Here is a 25,290-nt window from a genome sequence, read left to right on the forward strand (position 1 = left end):
CCATCAGTAGCGGTGCGCCAGCTCGCGCGCGCCGATCTCTTCAGCGAGGTTTTCGGCGAACTCGGCAAAAGGAACTCCGAACTTCGCTTTTCCCCGGCCGCGCGCGCGCACGGCGACGGTTCCCGCTTCCACCTCCTTGTCGCCGACCACCAGAATGTACGGGACCTTCTGCATCTCGGCGTCGCGCACTTTCGCCTGCATCGTCTCGCGACCGTCGTCGACCTCCGTGCGCACGCCGCGCGCGCGCAGGTCGTTTCCGATCTTCTCGGCGTAGTCGTTGTGACGATCGGCGATCGGAACGACAACCGCCTGCACCGGAGCCAGCCACGTGGGGAATGCGCCGGCATAGTGCTCGACGAGAACGCCGACGAAGCGCTCGACCGATCCGAACAGCGCTCGGTGGATCATCACCGGACGGCGGTGAACGTTCTCCTCGTCGGTGTACTCCAGTCCGAAGCGTTCGGGAAGTTGGAAGTCCACTTGAATCGTTGCCACTTGCCAGTACCGGCCGATCGCGTCACGAATATCGATGTCGATCTTGGGCCCGTAGAAGGCTCCGTCGCCGGCGTCAATCGAGTACTCGATTCCTGCGCGCGCGAGTGCCTGTGGAATCGCGGCCTCGGCCAGCTCCCAAAGATCGTCGGCGCCCACGTACTTGTCGGGCTTCGTCGAGAACCGCACACGGTCCGGACCCATCCCGACGGTTCCGTACAACTCGCGGAAGAAGTCCACCACTCCGACGATCTCGTCAACGACTTGATCCGGTCGGCAAAAGATGTGCGAGTCGTCCTGCGTCAAGCAGCGCGCGCGCATGAGCCCGTGCAACACGCCGGAACGCTCATACCGATACACCGTTCCAAGTTCGGACAGACGAATCGGCAACTCGCGATACGAGCGCGTTTTCGAGCGGTATATCAAGACGTGAAACGGGCAGTTCATCGGCTTGGCGAAGTACTCCCCCGCCTCATCGGTCTGCATCGCCGGGAACATGTTGTCACGGTAGAAGTCGAGGTGACCGCTGGTCTCCCAGAGCGTTCCGCGGCCGATGTGCGGCGTAAACACCGCCTGGTACCCGCGGGCAACGTGCATCTCGCGCGAGAGGTTCTCCAGCGTCGTGCGCACCACGGCACCCTTGGGATGCCAAAGAGCCATCGCGGGGCCGACCTCATCCGCCCAGGAGTAAAGCTCGAGATCCCGCCCGAGACGGCGGTGATCGCGACGCTCGGCTTCGTCGAGCATGGTCAAGTGCTCCGCGAGGCGGTCCTTCGATTCCCACGCGGTCCCGTAGATGCGCTGAAGCATCGGCCGGTGCTCGTCACCGCGCCAGTAGGCGCCGGCCACACGCATCAGCTTGAACGAACGCAGGACCTTCGTCGAGGCGACGTGCGGACCACGGCACAGGTCTTCCCAAGCTCCGTTCCGATACACGCTTACGACCGGCCCTGCGCCTTCGGTTTCCTCGAGCGATTCGATGATCTCACGCTTGAACGGCTGCTCGGCGAAGCGCTGCAAGGCTGCCTCGCGGGACAACTCCTCACGCTCAAAGCGCTGGGCCGCGGCGATGATCTCTCGCATCTTCGCGTCGATGGATTCGAGGTCTTCGGGAGTGAACGGGCGCCCGATATCGAAGTCGTAGTAGAAGCCGTTCTCGATGGCCGGACCGATGGCGTACTTCGCCCCCGGAAACAGCACGCAGACGGCCTGAGCCATAACGTGCGCAGTGGAGTGGCGCATGATCTCGCGGCCCTCGGAGGACCCGGCATCAATTCGCCGACCATCGCTCAGCGTGATCTCAGGCACTTACCGACTCCTTCTCCGTCCGCCGGATCGACCGCGAATCCGCGACGAACGGCGCGGCGCGCGGTCGAAGAGCCATGATACCCGCGACAGGCGGAAGGGATTGGTGGCCCTAACAGGTGTTTGTTCGAACCCGGCCAACCAGGCCAAGGTCTCACAACTTTCCCGGGGTGTCCAGGCCAACCCTTGACTCCGGCCCGCCGCAGAGCGTTACTACCGACCCCCGCCGGACCGGACCCTAGCCCGAGTTTCCCCCCTATCGGAAGCAGATGACCTGAACCCGCTGGTGAGGCGGGTCGCGTGGCGTCGGCCGGTGTAGTACCTAAAACCGGGGAGCGAAGGCGCCCAGGCCGAACAGATCGAACAGACGGCGGCCATCGCTGTCCATCTCGGTGAGCATCCGCCGGGCCCGGGGACGACCGCCCCCAGCGGGGTAGATGAGCACCGTCTCTTCGATTCGCCCGAGCGTGCGCAGCAGCTCCCTCACGCTCATGTCCAGCCCCGCCCGGGCCGCCTCCCGGCGCATGAGGTGAGCGATCGTGAGCGCGAGCACGCAGTAGAACACGTGCACCCGCACCTTTTGGTCGGTCCAGTGAAACATCGGGGAGAAGCTCACGACCTTGGGATCTTTCATCTGGCGAAAGGCGGACTCGACGTCGGTCTGGGACCGGTAGGCCCGCACCACCTCGGCGACCGACCACTCTGTCTGAGAGGTGATGAGGATCCGCTTGCCGAAGTGCTCGGCCTCAAGCTTGCGCATCGCGCGGCGGTCGAGGGCGAACTTCAGGCGCAGATCGCGTGGCCGCTCCCCGGTGAGCTCGGTGCGCATGACCCGTGCGACCCAGCGCGGAGCACAGATGCGGGCGATCTCCGCGTCGAGGGCCGCCCTGCTGCGTCGCGCCCGTCCGCGGCCAAGCACCCCCGCGAGGGCGTCGAGTTGGCGGGTGGCCTTGGCGAGGGTTTGTGCGAAGCCGGCGACCTGCTTGGCGTGGAACTCCTCCGAGTGGGTGATGATCGCCCGGCGCGTGGCGCCGAACGCCTGCACGGTCGTCTCGTGCGCGGAAAGGCCCTCGATGTCCTTCACGGGAGAGAACCGGGTGCGGGGGACCCCGAGCAGCTCCGGGTGATGGGCAGTCACCAGCGAGCACACGCAGTGCAGGGGTGCCTCATCGACGGCGTGCTGGTTGGCCACCGAGGAGTTGCCGGCGTCGTAGACGATGGTCGCCTCGGCCCCTTGGCCGATCTCGGCGTAGCGGTGAAGCAGCTCATCCATCACCCGGCGAAACTGGGTGACGTCGGGGGCGTTGCCCGGATAGGGATGGTGCGCCAGGGGCACCACGCCGTCCCGGCTCACCACCAGCGCGAGGCCCACCAGGCGCAGGTCCACCCGGCCGTCTTTGGCGTGGCCGCGCCGGGCGATGGTGCTGCGGGCGTTGGAGGAGTCGATGAAGGTGGCGAAGTTGGTCATGTCGAGCACCAAAGCTTGGCAGTCGATGCCGAAGCCCTCCACAACCCGGCGCGCCAGGCGCCGCTCGATCTCTGCCAAGTGGGCCTCGCTGACGGCATCCATCGCGTCCCAGAACCGCCGGTGGTCCAGCGCGGAGGATGCGATCCTGGTGAACCGGGGCCCCGCCGTATCTGACCACCACTCGGAGAACGCCCGCTTGGAGCACGGAGCGACGATACGCCCGAGGGTGGCAAGGGCGAGGTAGGTCCCAACCGAGGCCGCAGCGTCGGCGCGTCGGGCGCCCACCACCTCATCAATCGTCTCAGCAACCCGCAGGCGCCTGAGCATCCCCCACACCGCGGCGACGTCGCCGAAGCTGCGGTGGATGCTGCGCTCGGGGATCTGCGTGGCCCCGGCTGCCATCGCCGCGATGTCCTCGGCCTTGCCGAGATAGCGTTGGGAGACGATCTTCGGGCGCCCGCCGACCCGGGCCACCTCGCGCAGGTACCAGTAGGTCCCGCCGTTGATCCGCTTGGCGATCAGGCTGGCCATGACACTTTAGGTCATACACCAAAGCGAGCCAAAACGCCAGCATCTTGGGAGTGAGCTCGCGACTACCGGCTCAGAGCCAGGAAACCCGGGCTAGGGCCCGCCGGGCTCAGGTATCCGATTCCGGGATGGTCGCTCATCATGGACGCTAGGCAAGCTCTTGAGATTTGGACGCACGCCCGCGCGGCCTGGGAACACCTCAACACGTTGTGGCCGCTTGAGCAACGCGAGGCTTACGGTGCGGCGATGGAGCAGCTCTTCTCAGCGGAACTCGATGCGGCTGAGCTTCTCCATCGCCACGGAATCGACGTCCAGCGACGCGGCGAGGAAGATCCACGCACGGGCCTTGGATTACTCCGCTAGCGAGTCCTCATGTGGATGCCCACGCAGGGTCAGTCACTTCCGACGACCCTCAGCGGAATCTGGAACGTGTCCATCAGGTGATCTTCTGTTACACCCAACAGCGTAAGCTGATCTCCCGAAACCCTCTCCTTCGAGAGGCCGGGTTGAACGATGCACATACTCAGACGCACGGGACACAGGCGACTCACCTCTCGGAGCGTATGCAAGGTTTCTTCGTCGCCAACTTCGATTCGAGACGCAAGACCCTCCTCCCTCCTGCGGGCCTCTCTCCGGAGCAGATGCGTGAACAGGTCGGTCTTTCGCTCATCGTTCATCCACCCGATACTCTTCTGCGCTTGCCCGCACACCTCGTAGAGATCCCCGACGCGACCTCCGGCCGTGCTGGCGGACGAGAACTTGAGGTGAAAGAAATCAACCTCGATGGCCTTCGGGATGTCGTCCTCTTGCACTAGTCGAACCGCAACCACGTCAGCGGCTTCACCCCGAGCATCGTCGTCAAAGACGAGCGTGTAATCCTGGGATCGAAGGTGGGCAATGACTTGCGCCTGGACGGTATTCGTTTGCTTGTCCGGGCCCTGTGATTCCTTCGTGATATCCACTTCCCACGTCCAGGCCTCTATCCGGTCCGCCGCGAACGCCGGAGGCAGATGTTTCAGTTCGATGTACTGGCTTCCCTCCAGGCACGATCCGTCATGGAACCAAATCACGGGAGGGTTCTCGTTGAAGAATGCGACACCGTCGGTCGGCTCCGTGCGCTCGCCCTTTCTGATCTGGAGCTTCTGCCCGCTGAGATTCTTGAACCTGTAATCGGGATTCTCGTCGTCCTCGAAGAGTTCCAGCTCACACTCGACTCGCGCGCCCTCGGTAAGGACGGCGAAGCCCAGTGCACCATCCATTGTCGGAGTCGAAAGCTCGATCTCGACCTCGTCGATCATGTGCTCTTCGCCGTCAACGATTACCCACCACTGAGACTCCGGCGATGTGTATACCTCTTCAGGCCAGTCGATAACGATGGGCATCTTGCTTGGCCGTTCCGAGATGGGCTTAGCCTCGAGTGTCCCCCGCAAGACCTCATCCGCGTCGATCGATTCATCAAGCAGCTTGGCACCGATCTCCTGGCACCAATCGCTGAGTTCGTTTACGCGATCACGCCGATGCGACCAAATACGGCCCTTCCTCGACGCGCCCACAGTGGTCTTGCTTCCCCCTTCATAGCCGCTGCCCGCGAGCACCGACTTACGAGTCCGCCGCCGCTGAGTCTCGCTGAGCGCCCCTCCAACGTTCCCACCCATCCGACCCGTGTAGCGGATGTTGCGCCCAAGCATCTCGCTCAACCCGACATTCTGGAGCTGGAGCCGTTTGACTCCGGAGAACGCACGGAACACGACCTGTCCATCGATCAGTCTCGCGTCTTCCACAAGGGCGTCGGCAAGAGCCTTGTAGTTCCCGGCGTTGGTTGACCCGTTGACATAGAGGAGCTTCTGTTCTGGCGACCAGATCGCGACGTATAGTTCCCACTGCCACCCGTAGAGTGCCTCGACATCGGTCCAGGGAAGCGCAACGCGCCGCGCGGTCACCACCACGAGAGTGTGAGCGGCCTCGTTGACCGCGTGGTGCACCTGCTCGCAACTGGACAGGCCAGGTATCCCTTGGGCAAAGTTCTCCGGTGTCCATGCATCGCTGTCAGTCCGATAGACAACGGTACTCAGCGCTGGCCTTACGCTGCGCAAGGGCACCTCATCAGCGAACGCCGTGAACCCGCTCAGAAACTCTTGCAGCGAAAGTTGCTCGCCGATCAGCCGTTCGCTCATCTCGGGAAGCAGCACATTCCAATCGGGATCGCGCGCGTATAGCTTCCTCAGCTCATCCTGCACATCCAAGTCGGCTGTGTTGGCGATAAAGGTCGCCTCGCCGAGATCGGGCCGCGTTCGGGTGAACCGACCGGCGAGCTGCAAGGTCACCGCAAGCGTCTTCCGGATGTCGTGAAACGCTGCGATCTTCAGTTCGGGAAGGTCGAAGCCCTCCCCCAGCATGTCGACACAAACGACGATCCTGGATTCTCCACTGACTATCGCCTGGCGCGCTTCCTCACGGGCTCGGCTGGACTTGATGCCCGTATGCAGTTCCACAGGCTTGAATTCCTCGTGTGGCTTGTAGAGTTCGAACACTTCCTTCGCGCGCGCAACGCTCGCGACGCGGGCCATCAGGATGTGGCCCTTGTCCTTCTCGGCTCGAAGGACTTCGATGGCTCTCTTCGCGATCGCAGCATCTGCGCGCTTCCGGTTGAACTCAACCACCCTCTCGAATCTGATCTTGGTGAAGTAATTCTCCTCCTGAGCCTTCCGCAACGGGTACTTGAAGATGATTGAGCCGTCGAGGGGTTTCCCGTCCTCGCGGAAGGGCGTGGCCGTGAACTGAAGCACACGACAGGCATCGAATCGCTGCTTGAACTCGCTCCAGGTGGGAGCTTCAACATGATGCGCTTCATCAACGAAGAGATACGGCGTCAAGGACGCCATCCTTTGTTGAACCTCCTCAGTTGCAGCGCCCGCTACCGAACTCGTCGTCACGACCACGTTCGCTGCGCCGAATATCTCGTCAACCTCTTCCACCGTTCGGGGGATGTGCTCTAGCGAGCACACGATCGGTCGCAAGGCCTGCGCCGCAAGTATGGTTGAGCCCTTGGATTTCAAGACTCCCAGGGTCAAGAACTTGCCGACGATCTGCTTGCGAAGAGCATCCGTCGGAACGACGACCAAGACCTTCGAGCACGGCCTGGAGACCAATATCGAGAGCATGACTTCGGTCTTGCCGGTGCCCGTTGGCATGACGATCGTGGCCACACCTTCCGAAACCGTCCAGTGCGCGTGGATCGCGTGAATGGCACCGACCTGAGGGGGTCGCAGGCCGACAACATCGGGGCCCTCCATCGCGTAGCTGAACGCCCCCGCCCAAGACTTGACGACGCCTTCTCCGAGAGCGCCAAGGTCGACGACCGGATCGTTCACCGCAGGAAGCTGGGGATGCCTAATCCACTTGGATTGCGACAGGTCCAGCCTTGGTCCACCGGCGTCGGCCTTGGCCTTGAGAACCCGCTGGTGCCCTTCAGGGACGCTCCCGCTGTTGACGATGAGCACGGGATCGCCGTCGCCGTCCGGACGAAACATGTAACCCTTGGATCGCTCTTGCGACCACGGGGACAGTTTGCCCTCGACTATCTGGTCCTCCTCGCTCAGCTGCCGAAGGGGATTCCTGAGGACCGACTTGTCGACGGCAAAGACGGCAGGCAAATGGGCCTTCACAGGTGGGACCTCAACCGTTCGCAGGCAACAGCTCGCCCCGGAAGGTCTTGGCGAGGACCGCCTGCGAGCTGTGCTCGACGCGACGCGATGCAGTCTCGACTCTCTCCATCACCTTGGCGGCTCGTGCCAGAATGCTATCGACGCGCCGAACAATCTCGGCTTGCTCCTCCAAAGGTGGAACCGCAATCGTAAGGTCGCGAACCTTCTGTTTGTTAAGTGCTGGCTGGTTGCCTCCGCGCCCGACAGCACGGGTCACTTCGTACTGGGCGAGTGCCCAGCGCCAGAGATATTCCGGGTCGATGTAGTGGTGATTCGCGATGATCCCTGCCGCGTTTTGGTTGGTAGACGCTTCGATATCAAGTATCGCTGCCTGGCCGCGGGTCTTTCCTTCGCCAATCATCGCGATCAACACCGTGCCTACCGGATAGACCTTCGCACTGCTGTTGGCAAGGCCGGCTTCAGATATGAACTCACGAGTTCGTTGGATGCGACAATTCGCAACCTCCCCTGAGCTCACCCACGGAACATGACCCAACCAGTAGGACGGAACCTTCCGGGAAGGAGTCCCTCCGAGCTGCACATGACCAACATCTCCGATCGTTGCTTGCACCCACTCCTCGGGGATCCCGTCACTGTCCGCGACCTCATCCCTGCGGTCGACGAGGTCGAGTCGTTTTGGAATTGCATGAGCTTCTCGCCAGTCGACTGTAAGGCGTCCGGAGCAAGCGGCCGCGAGTATGGCGAGACTCGTCCTCGCCGCAGCTCTTCTCGCGGCAACAACATGCCCAACGGCAGAGATCCTCTTGATCTCGACTCCATCGAGCCAGTGGGCGATTGCGGCCTGCTCGTCGATGGGCGGCACTTGGAGTCGAAGCGTGCCGAGGTTCCTTCGCGAGATGCGCTGCCGAGTAGTCCCTCGAACAAACTCCTGCATTGCCGCTCGGAATGCCGGGGCATTGATGGCCTTCACCAGCCATTCGGGTCGTGCGCGGTCTTGAAGCGGCCTAAGGATGCAGACATCGACCGCGGTGACGGCCGGGCGCCCGAGCCCAGGAAAGATGCACGCCCGACCGAGCGGCTCCGGCATGCGTGCCACAAGGATGTCGCCGGGCTCTAGGAACGTGCAGCGAAGCTCCCGCGCCTTTGCCATCGTGAGGAAGCGCGATGACCGATCGCGGAACACTCCATCGCCTACATCCGCAAGCTGAATCAGGCGAACTTCTCCTTGGGGGTCTTGATCCTTGCTTTCAATCCAGTCACCGTCGATGAAGAGCCCTCCCTCAAGAAGTTCGGCAAGACTCATGTCGGACAGAGTGCTCTCCGTCACTTGGTACCGTCACCTTCGATTAGGCGTTGCATGTCGCCGAGTTCATCGAGCGCCAACCGGAGCTCCTCCATCGCCTCTGTGATCAGCTCTTCCGGCTCGGGCAGATCATCAGGGTCGTCCTGCTCCTCGTCCCGGATCCATTTGAAGGCGTCGAGCTTGTAGTGACGGGCCTTCACCTCATCGATTGCGAACGCGCGCCAGCGACCATCCTTCGAATCCTTCTCGCTGCGCCTGCTGAGGCCGTTGGGATCGTCCCCGTAGCATTTCTCGAACTCGGCGAAGTGGTCTGCGGTGAGCGGGCGGCTCTTCTTCGTGATCTTCGGAACGTTGGACCGTCCGTCGTAGATCCAGGTGCTCTCGGTGGGCTTGCCCTTGGTGAAGAAGAGCACGTTGGTCTTCGTGCCCTCGGTGTATGGACTGAAGGTTCCGCGGGGCAGCCGAACAACGGTGTGCAGGTCGCAGTCCTCCATCAGCACTTCGAAGATCTCGCCCGCCTGGCTCGCGAAGAGCACATTGTCAGGAACAACGACTGCCGCTCGACCGCCAGGCTTGAGGATGGTGAGAACGTGCTGCAGGAAGTTCAACTGCTTGTTGCTTGACGAGACGACGAAGTCCTCGCGGTCCGGCGCCTGGTTCGCGCCTCTGGTGCCGAAAGGCGGGTTCGTGAGGACGACGTCGTATCGCTGGGCTGGCGGCGCTTCGTAGATCGAGTCGGTGTTGCTGATGCGCGGCTCGACTTGGTGGAGGTACAGGTTCATGAGCGCGAGGCGACGTGGCCGCTCGTCGATCTCTTGGCCGAAGTAGGTGGTGGTACGGATGCGCTTCGCCACGTCGCGCTCGAACGCTCCGCCGGTCTCCTTGAGCAGCCACTCGTAGGCAGCGACGAGAAACCCGCCCGTACCAACGGCGGGGTCGTCGATCGCGAAGGTCTTGGAAACGCGCGGGTCCGGCTTGATGCATCGAACCATCGTCTGGATGAGGAGTCGGGGCGTGAAGAACTGCCCTGCGCCCTTCTTGCCCTCGCTCGCCGCCTTCTCCAGCAGGCCCTCGAAGACTGCGGCCTTGACGTCCACGTCGAGAGATGTCCAGTCCGTCTCGTCGATGAGGCCGACGAGCCGCTTCAGGCTGGTGGGTTTGCGGATCTTGGCCTGCGAGCCGGAGAAGATGTCGCCCAGGATCCCGGGTTGCTTGCCAAGCTCAGCGAGCACCTTGTCATAGTGGTCAACGAGATCGCTACCGCTGTACTTGTCGAGTGTCGGCCAGTCGCAGGCGATCTCGATTGCCTTGTTGGTGTGGTCGTCGAGCGTCTTGTAGCTGGGAAGGTTGATGCTCCGCTCATCCGCCATCTTGAGGAAGAGCAGATAGGTGATCTGCTCGATGTAGTCGCCGTAGTTCACCCCGTCGTGACGAAGTGTGTGGCAGAAGCCCCAGATCTTGCCGACGACGTCTGTACTCATGCGGCTACGAGCTCCTTATTGACGGCGGCGAGCAGTTCGGAGAGTTGACCGCCGAAGACGCTGTCTGCGCGGCCCCAGCCACCGCGGTTCGCGAGGATCGGCACGTTGTCGAAGTCGTCGCGGTCGATGGTGAGGTTCTGGATCAGATGCTGGCGGATGTATTCCATCCACTTGGCTTGGTCGTCGGTCAGCGTGCGGCTGCTCCCGATGGCCGCGACCGCGGCGCTCACGCGTTCCTCGGCGGTGAGCAGCGGCGAACCCTCGACGGTCGCGCTCTTGACCATGGAGATGATGTCGATCAGCGCCTTGTGATGCTTCGCTTCGAACGCCTTGCGGAGGTTCGCTTCGGTGAAGCGCTGAGGAGCCTTCGTCAGCGTTTCACGCAGTTCCTTGAGCGCCTCGGTACTCCAGTCCTGGGGGCGAGAGAGCAGGATCTGCAGGGCTTCGATGTGCGTTCCGTTGTCGCGAACGAACCGTTCGAAGGCTTGCAGGTAGTCCTCGGGCTTGTACTCCTGGCCGTCTCCACCACGGATGAGCCATCCCGACTCGACGGTGTCGGTCACGGTGTGCGCGACGACGAAGGTCCGCGCCGGACGCTTGTAGTTGGCGAGCAGATCCTGGAACCCCTCATCGCGCAGGAGCTTCATCGCGTCGGTGAACGAATCCCGAAGGCGGGCCTTTAGCGTGGCCGCGTAACCCCCGAGATCACCGTCGGGGACGTAGGCTTCGAAGGCTTCCCGAGCTTCGCCCGCCATCTGCTTGTCGATGCGCTGCAGCCGTTTCACGAGCCGATTGATGCTGTACTCACGGTCGCGGTTCGCCCAGACGTCATCGATGACCTCGCCGATCGTCTTCGTGTCTGACGGAGGTGGCTCTGCGGTGATGTCCGTCGTGTTGCGGAAGTATTCGAGCAGGGTGCCATCGAAGCAGTCGAAGACCACGAAGTTGGCCTTGTCCTTGTACTTGTCCCCGAGGCGCGTACCACGGCCGAGCATCTGCTCGAAGAGGATCCGCGAGCGGACGGGACGCAGGAACACGATGAACTCCAGATCGGGGATGTCTACGCCGGTCGTCAGCATGTCCACCGACACGACGATCATGGGCTTCGGTCTGTTGCGGAACTCGCGGATGCGCTGCAAGGGGCGATCAGCGCGGCCGGTGATCTTGGCGACGAACGACTCCCCGCGACCGAAGACCTCGCGAGCCTGCTTCACGAGTTGGTCGGCGTGCGATGTGTGCGGCAGATCGTTCACGGCGAAGATCAGCGTCTTGGGGAAGCGCTTGTGCTCGGCTTCATGCTCATCGCAGTACCGCTTGATCTCTTCGAGGATCCGGCGGTTCGAGTCTGGTGCCGTGATGTTGCGTTCGATCTCCGTCGTGTCGAAGACGCGCTCATCCTCGAGGTAGTCGAACTGCTGTTGGCCCGATTCGGTGTCGATGTTGTCGATGGCCTCCCCCTCCTGGAGGAAGACCCCGTTCATCCGAACGTCCGATCTGAGGCGCACGACGTCGTAGTCAACGAGGAAGCCTTCTCGTACCGCACGCTCGTAGTCATACCTGTAGACCAGCTTCTCGAAGTAGGCCATGGTGTGCTGCGCGGGCGTCGCCGTCAGCCCAACCTTGATCGCATCGAAGTGGTCCAGGGTCTTCCGCCACGTTCCCGCCTCGCGCGATGAGTAACCGCGATGGCACTCGTCAGCGACGATGAGGTCGAAGGCGTGGATCGGGATGTCGAGTTGCTCGGCGTCGTCCTCGATCCCTTCCTCGTCCGTGAACACGGCGCCGCGGCCGAACAAGTTGATCGTCATGCGCTGGATCGTGCAGACATACACGAACGCCGAGCCTGGTTTCGGGGCGGTCAGATGCGTCTTCGGGAGGACCGTCACATCGAACTTGTCGTCGTCCCCGAAATCCTCGCGCTGGAAACGCTGCGAGTAGACCTCGTACAGACTGTCGAACTTCTTGCCCGGCTCTGGCTCGAAGCTCTTGAACGCCCGCACCGTCTGCGCAGCCAACGACTTGCGGTCGACCAGGAAGAGGACCCGGCGCGCAACCCCTGATTTCATGAGGCGATAGACCTCGTGCACGGTCATCAGGGTCTTGCCCGTGCCGGTTGCCATCGTTACGAGGAGTTTCCGATCGCCGCGAGCGACCGACCCCTCGATCGCTTCGCTGGCTTCGATCTGGTACGGCCGCATGAGGCCGTGCATGGGTAGAGCTTTCAGCTTGGAGAAATCAGCATCGAAATCACGCCCGAGCATCTCGTTAAGGGCGTCGCGTGAATGAAAGGCGCTCACGTCGCGCGAGCGATTCAGTTCGCGGCGTACGTCGTGAAACATGATCCGCTCGCCGTTCGTGGAATACAAGAACGGCACACCGAACTCGCCCTGGTGGCGCGGCTCCTGATGAAGACCCCGGGAGTAGCGCTCAGCTTGAGTGAGCACGCCCTGGGGACCCGCGGTCAGCTTCTTGGCCTCCGCGACCCCGATGATCCTTCCGTCATCGAGGAGGGCGTAGTCGGCCGGACCTGCCCCGGTCTCGAACTCCTCTACAGCGGCAGCGTTTCCGTATGAGGGCAGCCAGGGATCCGACGAGAACGGCACGACCCGCCAGCCGGCAGCCGCAAGCTGCGGGTCGATTCGTCGTTTCCTTGTCTCACGTTCAGATTCAGGGGTCATGCAGTTCCTCGTCAATGACCATCGCCATGCGCAAAGAGAGAATAGAGGCTTATGAGGACATCGAGGACGCTTGCAGATGGTTTGCCACCGAGGTTACTCGAACACCCGTTCGTCTACAAGAGCACGCCCAGTGTCCCGCCCTGGAGATACGGTGACGCTTGTGCTCGGCATCACTGTCTCGGACGGCATCGCTGGCGCGCTCATCGGAGCGAGTGCGGTGCTGCTCGCTGGCATCGTTGAGCGCCGGCGCTCCGTGCGACGGCAAGTCGCGATCGGCGCCAGCACTCAGTTACCCGTTCAACGCCGAAGCGCTGTGCTGATCGGAGACCTTGGGGTTCATGGGAGCGGGGTGTTCCGCAAGAGTATCTGGTATCACCTTATCGGCGTCCCGGAAATGCGGCGCCTGCAGCGCCAAAGCATGCGGCTTATCGCGGAGGCACGCTCGGACCTGGCAATGCTGAAGCCGGAGGCGGTTGTCCTTGACGCGGCAGACGAACTTCTCGAAGCAATAAGCGGTTTCATCGCTGTCGTGACGGCGGAAGGGACTCCTGCAGAAGGCGTGGTGAGCGAGTCGATCAAACGCGTATCGGCAGCTCGCCGTCAAACTCTCCTCGATGCCTCAGCGAAGAAGCGTCGGTGAAAGTGAGTTCTATGACGGACCGCGCGTCTGAGATCGCATACGCAACACTCCTCGCTGACGACCCGCCCGGGTGGGAACAGGTTCTCCATGAGTGGGCCGCGCGCTATCGCGAAGAGGTCCCCGGCGCGAATCTTCTCGTCGTCGACCTGGACTCATGGTCTTACCTGTTCCATCTCTCGGCACCCGACCCCGACGCGACCATCGCCGACCGAGTCGTGGCGGCGTGGGGAAAGAGCGCCCTGGCGCCAGCGCAGCGCGACCGCGCCCGCATGCGTAGCCACCCTCGTTCGGTGCGTGCGGATGACCACAAAGGTCACCTGATCGCGCATGCATCAGGTGGCGGGTACGACATCAACCTGACCAAGATGGATAGCGGCCTAAACACGGGTCGAACGCCGGAGGGCAAGAAGTTCCGGGCGATGGAACGCCACTGCGCGCAACACCCGGGAACCCCGTACTTCATTCGCTCGCTCTATGACGACGACTCCGATAGACCGACCGCCTTTGACGTGGGCGTGCGGGAGTCGGGCGGCTGGTGGATCGAAAGGTTTGCGAACGGCGAGTCGTAACCGAAGCGCGGCAGTCCCGCGCCACCTTGTTCTTTGCCTTGGGCGTCGGCTTGGGTTCGTCTGAGAGCGGATGCCGAATGCGGCCGGAACCCTCCACGTCCCCTTCGGAACCTGGACGCTCGGCCTGTCCCTCCGGGGCTAGGTCGAGACAAGAACGTACCGTGTGTCTGTCAAGCATCACCCGAAGCACGACACACTTTGGTGGGCGCTTTGGTGGACAGCTTTGGTGGGCGCGACAGGGATCGAACCTGTGACCTCTTCGGTGTGAACGAAGCGCTCTCCCGCTGAGCTACGCGCCCGAAAGGCTCCGCGAGTATAGCGCGCCTCCCGTCCGCAGTTCCGTGGGCCGCGAACAGGAAAAGCGCCGAATCAAGCAGTCGTCTTCAGTACCGCCTTCACCGCATCCATCCGTGTCACGTCTCCGGACCAGGTCGTTCGAACGAGCACCGACTTGGCCGTTCCGACCCCGGCCCCCGACCCCGGCGTAACCTCCAACCGTAGGATTCTCGCCTGCCCCGGAGTCAACATGCCGGTCGAGTACGTGCCGGCTGTGACCGACTGGGTCACTCCTACCGACGTCGTGTAGTAGTAGAAGCGAACCCGGTACCCGGAAGATCCACCTGTGTACGCCCGCACGGTGAACCTGTTGCGATAGTTCCCGTCGTTCTGGATGCGAATCCAAAAGACCTGCGTCCGGCCGCGCCTGCCCGAGACGGTCAGAGTCTGGCGACTGCCGTCGGTGCTGTACACGTTGTTTCCGATGAACCCCTTGCCGGGAATCCGAATCTGGTTATCGGGCCTCTGATCGCTGGCCTTAATCATGACCTTCGCAGTGGAGGCACAGCCGAGCGCCGCGCCACCGGCGAGGTTCTGGAGTTCCAGCCAAATGGTCTCGGCCGGCTCTTGATACCCGTCATCAATGATCGTCATGGTGACGGTCTGCGCGGTCGTGCCGCCGTCGGGGAAGGTCAGCGTCGTGGCTGGGTTTCCGAAGTCGCTCCCCACCGTCGCCGTTCCCCCAATCGCCGCGACGTCGACAGTAACGTCCCCAGCGGTGGGACCGGTGCGGACCACCTGCACCGGGACACTCCGGCCGCGCTCTCCGACCACGTACGAGGCCGGCTGGAACAGCACCAGTGGCGCCGCAGTGCCGTCGATCGCAGCTTCCCAATTCCACGTCCGCCAATCCGACACCGACGTCCCCACGGTAGCCTCGACCCAGGTGTTGGTGAGCCAGACCGATCCGTGCGCGCGCGCCGGATCGGCAACGGGGTCCGGCGTCGCACCCGAGTAGTCCCCCCAGCGGCACGGATCGACCACGGCGCAGCCGAAATCATCGTTGGACCCAGTCGATTGCTTGATCACGGTCCAGCTGGAAATCGGCTCGTCCCCGACCTTCGATGCCATCTGAATCGCCACGTACTCCGTCGCCGAGGACGTGTTGAACCCGACCACCATGCCATCCCCAAAGGAACGCTCCGAACCGTTCACCGCTCGGTCGGGAGCCACGGCCCCGTTGTAGACGTACAAAGCGGAATCCGAGATCGTCCCCGATTGGAACACGCCCGCCCCGACCGGATCCAACTCGTACCATCGCACGCGCGCGCCCGCTCCTCCATCAATCGTGTGCTGCGTCCACAACGACACGGTCGCGCACCCGCGACTTGGATTCACCGCTGACACAGCCTGGGTCAGGCGTCCGTCGAGCGTGTCGAGAACCTCCAAAGATCCGGCTTGTGGAGCATCGACGGGCGCCGAGTACGACGCCACCGCGATAGGCGTGGCGACCGTCTGGATGTCTGCCGTCCCGTCGGAAGCCCGAGTCACGGAGAAGAGATCAATCAAACCGGGGGGAGGATCCTGGTTCGGGGTGGCTACGACCCACCCCTGCGAGCTTGCGTCGGTCTGGTTCGCCGGGACCGGAGTCCACGCCGACGTGCCGCCGTCCGAGTCAAACAGCGCCTCGACCCCACCGGTCGGCGTCCCGGCCGCTTCACAGGTCACCCCGGCACTCGGCTTCTTCAACCATGCGAGGTCCGCTTCCAGAAACGTATCAGTCTCGTCGAAGGTGTTGGCGCCGATCAGCAGGAAGTCCTTGGTGTCCCCCAGCTTTGGGTAGTCCGGCAGGTCCAGTTCGAAGTCGAACGCGACCCACGAGCACCAGTCGGCCGCCGTGTTCGGCGAGTCTGTCGTGCTGAACCCGACCAGCAAGTAGTTCGACGAACCTCCCCCGCCCGCCGCGGACAGGTCCAAGATGACGTAGTAGAAGCGCGAGGTATCCGGGTCCCAAATCACCTGCGGATCGGACACCATGGATCCGGATCGATCGGCCAGATCAGTCAGGAGCCCGGAGTCCAGCGGGGTAGACAGATCCGCGCGATCGTAGATCGCGTACTTCGTGTTCACGAACTCCACGTACCGCGTCCTGCCGATCGCACCGGTCGAGTCCGACGGCGCATGCGTCGAATCGTAGATCCCCTCGGCCCCCGCCGAGACCGACGCCGACTTCCGACCCGATGTCACGGGCGCCCGAGGTGAACCGGGTCTGCTCTCTGAGTCCGCCGCAGCCTTTGCGCGTTCGTACGCGGACTGGTCGGGAACGAGGTATCCCTGACGCATAAGCCTCTCTCCGGCGGCCGTCGGAGGGCGGTCGAAGCGCTGAGGCGGTCGGTCGGGGGCGCGCGTGATGCGAACGGACGGCGCTATCGATCGGCGCGATGACGCCTCCGCAGCCGGCACGACCAACGTCGACAAGACAAGGGTGCAGCACGCCGCCGACAGAACCGAGAATCTCACGGAGCGCGCCACCTTTCATGACGGATCGGACGACAGAGCCCGTCATGGCCCACGCTATGTGATTCCCGGAGAAGCGGCCACCCGCGCGGCTCGTCACACGCACGCCGCGATCGACTCCGGAACGAACTTCTGGTGGGCGCGACAGGACTTGAACCTGTGACCTCTTGCGTGTCGAGCAAGCGCTCTAACCAAGCTGAGCTACGCGCCCCAGTGCGCCTCGGCGGTGCCGGGCACCGGCCGATGATACCAGGTGCGCGAGGTCCTTCCTCGCGCCCGGCCGCCGCCGTCAAGGATTGAAGTAGGAGTCCCGGCCCATGGCCTCGTACGCCGACAACGACCCAGCCGAGGAATCCGCGCGCCAGTCGGCTTCCTTCAGCACGTCGAACCACAGGAAGGCCTTGATCGCCGGGAACGAAGTCTTGATAGAAGAACTCGCTGCGGAGATCCAGGCGCCCTTGTCGCCGCCCTGCTCCACAGAACCGATCTCGCTGATCATGATCGGCTTTGATGGCGCGTAGTCCCGGTACACATCCGAGAAGAGCGTGGGGAAGGACTTCCAGGAAGACCAACTCCGCGTAGTGCCCCAGTTGTAGCCGTCAATTCCGACCCAATCGACGTAGGCGTCCCCGGGGTAGTAGTTGCGCCAGTTGTTCCACGAAACGTTCGGAACGCTCTCGTGGTTGGGAGCCCACACCCAGACGACGTTCGTCGCCCCCCGCGCCGCGAAGATGTCGTGAACGCGGCGCCACGCGGCGATGTACTTTGCCGGCCCGTTGTAGGTGCCTGAGTCGTTGTTGTGCGACCCATCCCACGCGTACCAGTCGCCGTTCATCTCCCAGGCGAACCGGAGGAACACCGGGGCTCCAAGCGCCTTTAGGGCATCGGCGCGCGCCGTGATTGTCCCGTCGTAGCTGCCGCCGGCTATGGCCGTCAGCGATGTTCCCATCCACGACACCAGCGGAATGCGACCGTTCGCGATGTCCCATTGCTCCAAACCACTCGGGAACGTTTGGCTGAAGCCGTAATAGTGCTGGTTGATCGCGATCTTGCGGCCGATCATCGACTCGAACGCCGTCACTTCGTCCATGGCAGCGCGATTGTCTACCCACCGATTGTCTGGATCGACATACGCACCGAACAGCGCGCCTGTCGAAGGCACAAGCGGAACTCCCGAGGGCGACGTCGTTGGGGTCGGGGTTGGGGTCGCTGAAGCCGTCGGGGTCGGAGAAGCCGTCGGGGTTGGGGTCGCTGAAGCCGTCAGGGTCGGCGTCGGGGTCGGAGAGGCCGTCGGAGTCGGACTTGACTTGGGCCTCACGCGCTTACCGCTGCCGGCGTACCGAGTCCTCGCCTCAAGGCTTGACCCGGACACCGCAACCACAACGGATCCAAGCAGCGCTACAACCAACGCCGAGGCGAGCCAGTGGCGAACACGCGTGCGCGACATCCAATAACCCCCGCTGAGAAAGTGCGTTCAGTGCCGAACCAGCGATCCATGACATCCGGCTGAGTCCGACGATGTGACTACTCAGTTCGGTCTATCGACTTGTGACTACGGGCTTTTGAATCGGGCACTAAATGCACGACGGCGCATTCGGCATTTCCCGCCCTCCCGAAACAACGCAGCCTCAGGCAAAACGTTCTGCAATTCGTCGGAGCGTTCTTCGGGCGAACACCAATAGGGGCCCCCAAAAGGAGCCCAGCCACGTCCCGGAAACAGAACCGAGTTCAGGCCGGCCAGAGCCGGCAACTCGCACAGCGAAGACGCGTGGATAAACGCGACCACAAAGCCGGGGCAGGGATGCTCAGTGTGAGACCGCCGCTCCACGCGGCCTTATCAGGAGAGCATCTGAAGAGGCCCGCCGAACAGAAGCTTTGTCCCGAAAACGCGCGCGCCAAGAACGCGCACAGAGAGGCGGCGCCCGGAATTGAACCGGGGTGGAGGGATTTGCAGTCCCTTGCCTAGCCACTCGGCCACACCGCCACAAAAAAGAACCGGACCGGGATTCCGTTCCGGCTCTCGAGCGGACGACGGGATTCGAACCCGCGACCCCGACCTTGGCAAGGTCGTGCTCTACCACTGAGCCACGTCCGCGTAGTCCCGCGATTGTACTCATCCGCGCGGTCCACCTTCAACACCCGGCCCATGGAGCAGGCTCCGGTCGGCGTGAGAGGAAGAACTTCAAACGGATTCCCGCGCGGGCGCAAGCTAGCGCGCGCCGCGTAGGGCCGACGATCTAGCGGCCGGTCGAGCCGAATCCTGCGGCTCCTCGCGCACTGTCGGGGAGTTCGGTCACTTCACGCACTCGGACGCTCTCGACGGGCTGGATCACCATTTGCGCAACGCGTTCCCCGCGCCGAATCTCACACGGCGCCTCCGGGTCCAAGTTGATCAGCAGAACCCGGATCTCACCGCGGTAACCGGCGTCGATCAAGCCCGGCGCGTTCACCAACGACAGCCCATGCCGGGCCGCCAGGCCCGAGCGCGGCAACACGAACCCCGCAAACCCCTCAGGGATCGCCACCGCGATCCCCGTCGGAACCGACGCGCGCTCTCCAGGCTTCAGAGTGACCCCCTCGGCTGCGCACAAGTCCAGACCGGCATCTCCCGGCTTCGCGTAGCAGGGCAGAGGTAACTCCGGATCAAGCCGCTGAACGAGCATCTCGGTCACGCGCTGCACCTCGGAATCAGGAACAGCCACTCGTAGAACCGCAGGATTCGCATACGTAACACGAACCTGCCGGCCGCATCTTCATGCCGCAGTTGTAACAAAGCGGCGCAGCGTCGAGCCGGATGGCCTCAGCGGCCTCCGCAATCCCCAGGCTTCCGTTCGACGCGGGCTCAGCCGGCAGCGGCGCCGCGTATGACGCTCCTACGGCCTCTCTGCGCTCGTCGGTCGTTTGAATCCCGAGGCGCGCGCGCGAATCCGGATCGAGGAAGTCGATCGCGAGCCGCCGGAACACGTAGTCCACAATGCTGGATGCGAAACGAACGTCGGCGTCGTCTGTCATTCCGCTCGGTTCGAACCGCATGTTCATCAGCTTGGCCGTGTACGCCTCCAGCGGAACCCCGTACTGCAGCCCGATCGAAACGGCGATCGCCAGCGCATCCATGACCCCGGCCAAGGTGGAACCCTGCTTGGACACCTTCAGGAAGATCTCTCCCAAGCCGTCGTCCGGATAGCAACCGGCCGTGATGTAGCCCTCTGCATCGGCGACCCTGAAGGAGATCGTGCGCGACGGACGGCTCTTCGGAAGACGGTGTCGCTGCGGCTTACCGGTCGCAATCACCGCGGGATCCGGTGCCTTCTCGACCTTCTTCTTGTCCGCCGACAGCGGCTGGGCAACCTTGCAGTTGTCGCGGTAAAGGGCCAGCGCCTTCAGCCCTAGGCGCCAGCTTTCCGTCAGCAACTCCTCGACCTCGTCGACGGTTGCGTGCTCGGGCATGTTGACGGTCTTGGAGATCGCGCCGGAAATGAACGGCTGCACGGCGGCCATCATCTTGACATGACCGAAATAGTGGATCGGCCTGTCCCCCATTGCGCAATCGAAGACCGCAACATGCTCGGGACGCACGGCCGGAGCGCCGTCAACCGTGTTGTGCTCGGCAATGTGCGCCACGATCTTGCCTACCTGCTCTTTGTCGTAGCCCAGACGACGCAGCGCGCGCGGAACCGTTTGGTTGACGATCTTCATCGTCCCACCGCCGACCAACTTCTTCGTCTTTACCAAGGCAAGATCGGGCTCGATCCCGGTCGTGTCGCAGTCCATCATCAGGCCGATCGTTCCCGTTGGAGCAAGCACCGACGTCTGAGCGTTGCGATATCCGAACTCCTCGCCGAGAGCAATCGCCTCATCCCACGCCGACCGTGCGGCCTGCACAAGCTCTTCGGGGACCAACTCGGGATCGATCGCATCGACGGCCGCTCGGTGTTTGCGGATGACGCCGAGCATCGGCTCCCGGTTCACGGCAAACCCGGCGTGCGGACTCATCTTCTCTGCGAACCTCGCCGAATCCCGATACGCCCAGCCCGTCATCAGCGCCGTGATCGCAGCAGCCCAGGCACGCCCGCCGTCCGAGTCGTAGGGCAGCCCGCGCGCCATCAGCAGCGCGCCAAGATTCGCGAACCCGATCCCCAACTCGCGGAAGTTCTTAGCGTTCTGCTCAATCCGCAGCGTCGGGTACGAGGAGTTCCCGACGATGATCTCCTGGGCCAGAAACACAACATCGATCGCTTGGCGAAACGCCTGGATATCGAAGTTCATGTCCTCGTCGACGAACTTCATCAGGTTCAGCGACGCCAGGTTGCACGCAGAGTTGTCCAGGTGCATGTACTCCGAGCACGGGTTCGACGCGTTGATCCTTCCGGTGTTCGGAGAGGTGTGCCAGGCGTTGATCGTCGTGTCGTACTGCACTCCGGGATCCGCGCACTCCCACGCAGCCTGCGCGAGTTGTCGCATCAGGTCCCGGGCGCGCAGTACCTCTACCGCTTCTCCCGTCGCGACTGCACGTAGCGCCCAGTCGCGATCCTCGACGTAGGCCATCATGAAGTCGTCGGTGAGGCGAACGGAGTTGTTCGCGTTCTGATACTGAATCGAATAGGCGTCGCGGCCGTCGAGGTCCATGTCGAACCCGCCGTCGCGCAACACGCGCGCCTTCTGCTCCTCGCGCGCCTTGCACCAGATGAAATCGATCACATCGGGATGATCGATGTTGAGCACGACCATCTTGGCGGCCCGACGCGTCTTCCCGCCGCTCTTGATCGTGCCTGCCGACGCGTCGGCGCCGCGCATGAACGACACCGGCCCACTCGCCTCGCCGCCCGACGAAAGGCGCTCCTTCGAGGAGCGAATCGTCGACAGGTTAACTCCCGATCCGGAGCCACCCTTGAAAATCGTGCCTTCCTCGACGTACCAATTAAGGATCGAACTCATCGTGTCGTCGACGGCCAGAATGAAACACGCCGAGCACTGCGGGTCCCTCTCCGACCCGACGTTGAACCACACCGGCGAGTTGAACGACGCCTTCTGCGTGACCAGGATGTGCTTGAGTTCATCGGTCCACGCTTGACGCGACTCATCGTCGGCGAAGTAGCCGTCCTTCCATCCCCACGATGCGATCGTGTCGACGACGCGATCGATCAACTGACGAACGGAGCGCTCACGTTGCGGTGTCCCCAGAGGTCCGCGGAAATACTTCTGGGCAACGATGTTCGTTGCGTTCTGGGACCACGACACCGGGAACTCCACGTCGCGCTGCTCGAAGGCGTTGCCGCCATCCTTGTAGTTGGGGATGACGGCGTCACGGGTCTCCCACAAAACATCGTCGTAGGGATGCGCGCCTGCCTTAGTGAAATGGCGCTGCACCGTTAGCCCGGTTGTCCCCGTCGTCATGTCCCGCTCCGTCTTCGCCACTACGCTTCCTCCTCGGGTTCTCCGTTGCTTCGTGACGTGACCGCCGCTCTGCGTGCATCCTCCGACCCGGCCTCGGCCTGTCCTGCCTTCGGTGGAGTCCTCTTCTGGAGCATCTGGCCGACCTCGCGTTCGAAATCGGTCAGTTCCTGGAAGTCTCGGTACACAGACGCAAAACGAACGTACGCCACCTCATCCAGTTCGCGGATCCGGTCGAGCACAGCCAGACCGATCTCCTGCGATGCGACAAATGGACTTCCGCTCGCTCGGACGACATCTTCGATCTCGTCTGCCACGCGGTCGATGTCCTGCTCGCCCACCGGGCGGTTCACGCACGCCTTCTGGATGCCGGAGATGATCTTGTCGCGGGAAAACGGCACACGCTCGCCCGATCGCTTGACGACCTGAAGCCCTGAGGGCTCAGCTCGCTCAAACGTGGTAAAGCGTCTGCCGCACTCCCCGCACTCCCTGCGTCTCCGGATCGCTGCCCCGTCCTCGGCCAGGCGCGAGTCAATCACTCGGTCTTCGAGGCTCTTGCAGTACGGACAGCGCATCGCACCCTCTGGCGAGCCTGCGGCTCCCCGGTCTCCACGCCTCCGACACCCAATATCCTGGGCTGAGCATCGGCGACACCACAACATCTTGTGGTGCGCGGAACATACCACTCGCCGCACCGCGTTTCAAGGAGTCGGAGGGCATTCCCGGCTAAGTCAGCGGCACCCCTGCTCAGCGAGCCGGGATCTTCAGGACTTGCCCGGGACGAAGGGTCCCGCCGGTCAGTCGGTTCGCCCGCCGAATCTCATAGACGGCGCGACGTCGATCCCCCGGGATTCTAGACGCGATACCCCATAGCGTGTCCCCGGGGCGGACCACGTAGGTCGCCTCAGCCGGCGCATGCACCTGGCGCGCGCCCACAACCCGCGCGCCGGGTAACACCAGCATCGCGGCGGTGGCTAGAACTATCATCAGTCGTCTCATACGAACACCCGTTCGGGACGTTACCGAACGTCTGTTCGTCTGTCAAGATCGAACACATGTTTGATTTCCCGAACCTCGCGTGGTAGTTTCGCCCAGGTCGACGTTTCGAGGAGGTGTCCGGTGCGGGACCTGACCAAGCGCCAGCGCGCAATTGTGGATTTCATCATGACGACCCACAGGGAGCGCGGGTATCCACCCACCGTTCGTGAGATCGGCGACGCCGTCGGCCTGCAATCCCCGTCCAGCGTCCACGCCCAGATCTCCACGCTCGTCGAGCGCGGCTATCTTCGAAAAGACCCGACGCGCCCGCGCGCGCTGGTCGTGCGCAAGGACGAGGACGGCATTCCTGTTACGCGACGTGCCATGCACGATGTTCCGGTTCTTGGGCGGATCGCGGCGGGAGCCCCTCTGCTCGCCGCGGAGAACCTGGAGGAAACCCTGCCGCTGCCCGAGGACCTCGTTGGGTCCGGAACCCTGTTTGCCTTGCGGGTCAAAGGCGATTCGATGATCAACGCCGGCATCCTCGAAGGCGACCTGGTCATCGTGCGCGAACAGCCGGTCGCCGAAGACGGCGAGATCGTCGCCGCGTTGATCGACGGCGAGGAAGCGACGGTCAAACGGTTACGACGCGCCGACGGATCGGTTCGCCTGGAGGCAGAGAACCCCGCCTACGCCCCCATCGTCGCCGACGACGTGCGCATCTTGGGCAAAGTCGTCAGCGTCATGCGCCGCCTGTAACCTCCGGCGCACGAAAGCCCTCGAGCTTGCCGGCCTCGTCCGGCCGGAGGCGCGCGCGCACCAAGGTCCCATCACCGCGATGCTCCTGCGATAGCACCGCTCCTGAGGAGTGCAAGGCCGACAGCAGGTCCCCACGCTCGTAGGGGATCAACAAGTCCACGTCGATCTCCGGGACCGGCACTCGGGCGACGAGAGCCGCAAGCAGTTCGGCCGTCCCCTCGCCCGTTGCCGCTGAGACCAACACGGCATTCCGGAAGACCCGACCGAGCATGCTTCGTCCAGCCGCGTCCAACAAGTCGATCTTGTTCACGACGAGCAACTCGGGGACTGCCGCAGAACCGATTTCACCGAGCACCTCGCGCACGGAGGCGTACTGATGCTCCGGCACCTCGGCGGATCCGTCCACGACGTGGACGATCAAGTCGGCACGGACGGTTTCCTCCAGCGTGGATCGAAAAGCCTCCACCAGGGCGTGGGGCAACTTGCGCACGAACCCGACGGTATCGGTCAGCGTGATCGTCCTGCCGTCGGGCAAGTGCAGTCGACGCGTCGTCGGATCCAGCGTCGAGAACAACTGGTCTTGCACGAGCACGCCGGCGTCCGTGAGCGCGTTTAGGATCGTCGACTTGCCCGCGTTCGTATACCCAACCAGGGCGACCGAGGGGATCCGGCTGCGCTCCCGCTCAGCCCGCTTCACCTCCCGCACTCGGGCGACGGTCTTGAGGTCCTTCTTCACCTTCGTGATGCGCGTCTTAATGCGGCGACGATCGACTTCGATCTTGGTCTCGCCGGGCCCGCGCGTACCGATCCCGCCGCCGAGCCGCGACATGGATTCGCCCCAGCCGCGCAATCGCGGCAGCAAGTACTGCAATTGCGCAAGCTCAACTTGCAGCTTGCCTTCGGACGAATGGGCGTGCTGCGCAAAGATGTCGAGGATCAGGGCAGTTCGGTCGATCACCTTGCAGCCGCAGATCTCTTCGAGGTTTCGCAGTTGTCCGGGGGACAGCTCTTCGTCCACGATGACCGTGTCTGCGCCTTGCCCGCGGACCGTGTCGCGCACCTCCCCCGCCTTCCCTTTGCCGAGGAACGTCGCGGAATCCGGTCGGTCTCGGCGCTGCACCAGCGTCCCGACGATCGCCGCCCCGGCGGTCTCGGCTAGCCGGGCCAACTCCGCGAGCGACTCCTCCGCTCGACCTCCGACGCCGATCGACAGACCGACCAGCACCGCGCGCTCAAGTTG

At 63.3% G+C, this 25,290-nt stretch carries 19 protein-coding genes and 4 tRNA genes; 6 read left to right on the forward strand and 17 right to left on the reverse strand.

Annotated elements, in window-relative coordinates:
- Positions 1 to 3: 3 nt before the first annotated feature.
- Positions 4 to 1,800: a threonine--tRNA ligase gene (gene thrS / locus WDA27_08390; protein ID MFA5890955.1), complete on the reverse strand. Its 1,797-nt coding sequence runs from the start codon at positions 1,798 to 1,800 to the stop codon at positions 4 to 6.
- Positions 1,801 to 2,119: 319 nt separating this feature from the next.
- Entirely contained in the window at positions 2,120 to 3,796 is a 1,677-nt protein-coding gene (locus WDA27_08395) for an IS1634 family transposase (GenBank protein MFA5890956.1), read from the reverse strand.
- 138 nt (positions 3,797 to 3,934) lie between these two features.
- Between WDA27_08395 and WDA27_08400 the strand changes: the two genes are divergently transcribed.
- Positions 3,935 to 4,156 carry a hypothetical protein gene (locus WDA27_08400; protein ID MFA5890957.1) on the forward strand — a complete coding sequence of 74 codons (222 nt, stop codon included), beginning with the start codon at positions 3,935 to 3,937 and terminating at the stop codon, positions 4,154 to 4,156.
- Between the two features lie 29 nt (positions 4,157 to 4,185).
- Here WDA27_08400 and WDA27_08405 read toward each other — a convergent pair whose 3' ends face one another.
- From WDA27_08405 to WDA27_08420, 4 genes are read right to left on the reverse strand one after another with little or no spacing between them, the layout of a single operon-like run.
- Positions 4,186 to 7,458 (reverse strand): DEAD/DEAH box helicase family protein, encoded by a 3,273-nt coding sequence (locus WDA27_08405; GenBank protein ID MFA5890958.1) that lies wholly within the window; start codon positions 7,456 to 7,458, stop codon positions 4,186 to 4,188.
- A 10-nt stretch (positions 7,459 to 7,468) separates the two neighbouring features.
- A complete protein-coding gene (locus WDA27_08410) occupies positions 7,469 to 8,785 on the reverse strand; it encodes a restriction endonuclease subunit S (protein ID MFA5890959.1) in 1,317 nt (438 codons plus the stop codon).
- A complete protein-coding gene (locus tag WDA27_08415) occupies positions 8,782 to 10,242 on the reverse strand; it encodes an N-6 DNA methylase (GenBank protein ID MFA5890960.1) in 1,461 nt (486 codons plus the stop codon). Before WDA27_08415 ends, WDA27_08410 begins: the two co-directional genes overlap by 4 nt.
- Positions 10,239 to 12,920, reverse strand: a complete 2,682-nt coding sequence (locus WDA27_08420) for a type I restriction-modification enzyme R subunit C-terminal domain-containing protein (GenBank protein ID MFA5890961.1) — start codon at positions 12,918 to 12,920, stop codon at positions 10,239 to 10,241. The genes WDA27_08415 and WDA27_08420 overlap by 4 nt, the downstream gene beginning before the upstream one ends.
- A 160-nt stretch (positions 12,921 to 13,080) precedes the next feature.
- On the opposite strand from WDA27_08420, the gene WDA27_08425 reads away from it, so the two are divergent.
- Together WDA27_08425 and WDA27_08430 are read left to right on the forward strand one after the other, a co-directional pair.
- Positions 13,081 to 13,560, forward strand: a complete 480-nt coding sequence (locus WDA27_08425; GenBank protein ID MFA5890962.1) for a hypothetical protein — start codon at positions 13,081 to 13,083, stop codon at positions 13,558 to 13,560.
- On the forward strand, positions 13,557 to 14,129 hold the full coding sequence (locus WDA27_08430) for a DNA/RNA non-specific endonuclease (GenBank protein ID MFA5890963.1): 573 nt from the start codon (positions 13,557 to 13,559) through the stop codon (positions 14,127 to 14,129). The genes WDA27_08425 and WDA27_08430 overlap by 4 nt, the downstream gene beginning before the upstream one ends.
- A gap of 224 nt (positions 14,130 to 14,353) precedes the next feature.
- On the opposite strand, the gene WDA27_08435 is transcribed toward WDA27_08430, so the two are convergent.
- Together WDA27_08435 and WDA27_08440 are read right to left on the reverse strand one after the other, a co-directional pair.
- Positions 14,354 to 14,428, reverse strand: a tRNA-Val gene (locus WDA27_08435).
- A gap of 70 nt (positions 14,429 to 14,498) precedes the next feature.
- On the reverse strand, positions 14,499 to 16,748 hold the full coding sequence (locus WDA27_08440) for a Calx-beta domain-containing protein (GenBank protein MFA5890964.1): 2,250 nt from the start codon (positions 16,746 to 16,748) through the stop codon (positions 14,499 to 14,501).
- Positions 16,749 to 16,812: 64 nt separating this feature from the next.
- Here WDA27_08440 and WDA27_08445 point away from each other — a divergent pair, with 64 nt between their 5' ends.
- Entirely contained in the window at positions 16,813 to 17,085 is a 273-nt protein-coding gene (locus WDA27_08445) for a hypothetical protein (protein ID MFA5890965.1), read from the forward strand.
- On the opposite strand, the gene WDA27_08450 is transcribed toward WDA27_08445, so the two are convergent.
- Positions 17,056 to 17,133, reverse strand: a tRNA-Val gene (locus WDA27_08450). The genes WDA27_08445 and WDA27_08450 overlap by 30 nt on opposite strands.
- A gap of 78 nt (positions 17,134 to 17,211) precedes the next feature.
- Positions 17,212 to 18,012, reverse strand: a complete 801-nt coding sequence (locus tag WDA27_08455; protein ID MFA5890966.1) for a glycosyl hydrolase — start codon at positions 18,010 to 18,012, stop codon at positions 17,212 to 17,214.
- Here WDA27_08455 and WDA27_08460 point away from each other — a divergent pair.
- On the forward strand, positions 18,011 to 18,376 hold the full coding sequence (locus tag WDA27_08460) for a hypothetical protein (GenBank protein MFA5890967.1): 366 nt from the start codon (positions 18,011 to 18,013) through the stop codon (positions 18,374 to 18,376). The genes WDA27_08455 and WDA27_08460 overlap by 2 nt on opposite strands.
- Before the next feature lie 459 nt (positions 18,377 to 18,835).
- On the opposite strand, the gene WDA27_08465 is transcribed toward WDA27_08460, so the two are convergent.
- The 6 genes from WDA27_08465 to WDA27_08490 all read right to left on the reverse strand — a co-directional run bounded on the left by WDA27_08465 (position 18,836) and on the right by WDA27_08490 (position 23,300).
- Positions 18,836 to 18,906 (reverse strand) — tRNA-Cys (locus WDA27_08465).
- A gap of 39 nt (positions 18,907 to 18,945) precedes the next feature.
- A tRNA-Gly gene (locus tag WDA27_08470) sits at positions 18,946 to 19,017 on the reverse strand.
- Between the two features lie 142 nt (positions 19,018 to 19,159).
- Positions 19,160 to 19,585, reverse strand: coding sequence for a dUTP diphosphatase (dut, locus tag WDA27_08475; GenBank protein MFA5890968.1), 426 nt, complete (start codon positions 19,583 to 19,585; stop codon positions 19,160 to 19,162).
- A gap of 25 nt (positions 19,586 to 19,610) precedes the next feature.
- Positions 19,611 to 22,316, reverse strand: coding sequence for a vitamin B12-dependent ribonucleotide reductase (locus WDA27_08480; protein MFA5890969.1), 2,706 nt, complete (start codon positions 22,314 to 22,316; stop codon positions 19,611 to 19,613).
- Between the two features lie 20 nt (positions 22,317 to 22,336).
- On the reverse strand, positions 22,337 to 22,888 hold the full coding sequence (nrdR, locus tag WDA27_08485) for a transcriptional regulator NrdR (GenBank protein MFA5890970.1): 552 nt from the start codon (positions 22,886 to 22,888) through the stop codon (positions 22,337 to 22,339).
- A 172-nt stretch (positions 22,889 to 23,060) separates the two neighbouring features.
- Positions 23,061 to 23,300, reverse strand: a complete 240-nt coding sequence (locus tag WDA27_08490; protein ID MFA5890971.1) for a LysM peptidoglycan-binding domain-containing protein — start codon at positions 23,298 to 23,300, stop codon at positions 23,061 to 23,063.
- 132 nt (positions 23,301 to 23,432) lie between these two features.
- Between WDA27_08490 and lexA the strand changes: the two genes are divergently transcribed.
- Positions 23,433 to 24,050, forward strand: coding sequence for a transcriptional repressor LexA (lexA, locus tag WDA27_08495; protein ID MFA5890972.1), 618 nt, complete (start codon positions 23,433 to 23,435; stop codon positions 24,048 to 24,050).
- Here lexA and hflX read toward each other — a convergent pair.
- Positions 24,034 to 25,275, reverse strand: coding sequence for a GTPase HflX (gene hflX / locus WDA27_08500; protein MFA5890973.1), 1,242 nt, complete (start codon positions 25,273 to 25,275; stop codon positions 24,034 to 24,036). The genes lexA and hflX overlap by 17 nt on opposite strands.
- Between the last annotated feature and the right edge of the window lie 15 nt (positions 25,276 to 25,290).

Source organism: Actinomycetota bacterium (assembly GCA_041658565.1).
GTDB lineage: Bacteria > Actinomycetota > AC-67 > AC-67 > AC-67 > JBAZZY01.

Coding starts and splice junctions, on each gene's coding strand:
- WDA27_08395 (MFA5890956.1), bottom strand. CDS start 3,796: ATGGCCAGCCTGATCGCCAAGCGGATCAACGGCGGGACCTACTGGTAC.
- WDA27_08400 (MFA5890957.1), top strand. CDS start 3,935: ATGGACGCTAGGCAAGCTCTTGAGATTTGGACGCACGCCCGCGCGGCC.
- WDA27_08415 (MFA5890960.1), bottom strand. CDS start 10,242: ATGAGTACAGACGTCGTCGGCAAGATCTGGGGCTTCTGCCACACACTT.
- WDA27_08420 (MFA5890961.1), bottom strand. CDS start 12,920: ATGACCCCTGAATCTGAACGTGAGACAAGGAAACGACGAATCGACCCG.
- WDA27_08440 (MFA5890964.1), bottom strand. CDS start 16,748: ATGCGTCAGGGATACCTCGTTCCCGACCAGTCCGCGTACGAACGCGCA.
- WDA27_08460 (MFA5890967.1), top strand. CDS start 18,011: ATGGCAGCGCGATTGTCTACCCACCGATTGTCTGGATCGACATACGCA.
- WDA27_08455 (MFA5890966.1), bottom strand. CDS start 18,012: ATGGACGAAGTGACGGCGTTCGAGTCGATGATCGGCCGCAAGATCGCG.
- dut (MFA5890968.1), bottom strand. CDS start 19,585: ATGCTCGTTCAGCGGCTTGATCCGGAGTTACCTCTGCCCTGCTACGCG.
- WDA27_08480 (MFA5890969.1), bottom strand. CDS start 22,316: ATGACGACGGGGACAACCGGGCTAACGGTGCAGCGCCATTTCACTAAG.
- nrdR (MFA5890970.1), bottom strand. CDS start 22,888: ATGCGCTGTCCGTACTGCAAGAGCCTCGAAGACCGAGTGATTGACTCG.
- WDA27_08490 (MFA5890971.1), bottom strand. CDS start 23,300: ATGATAGTTCTAGCCACCGCCGCGATGCTGGTGTTACCCGGCGCGCGG.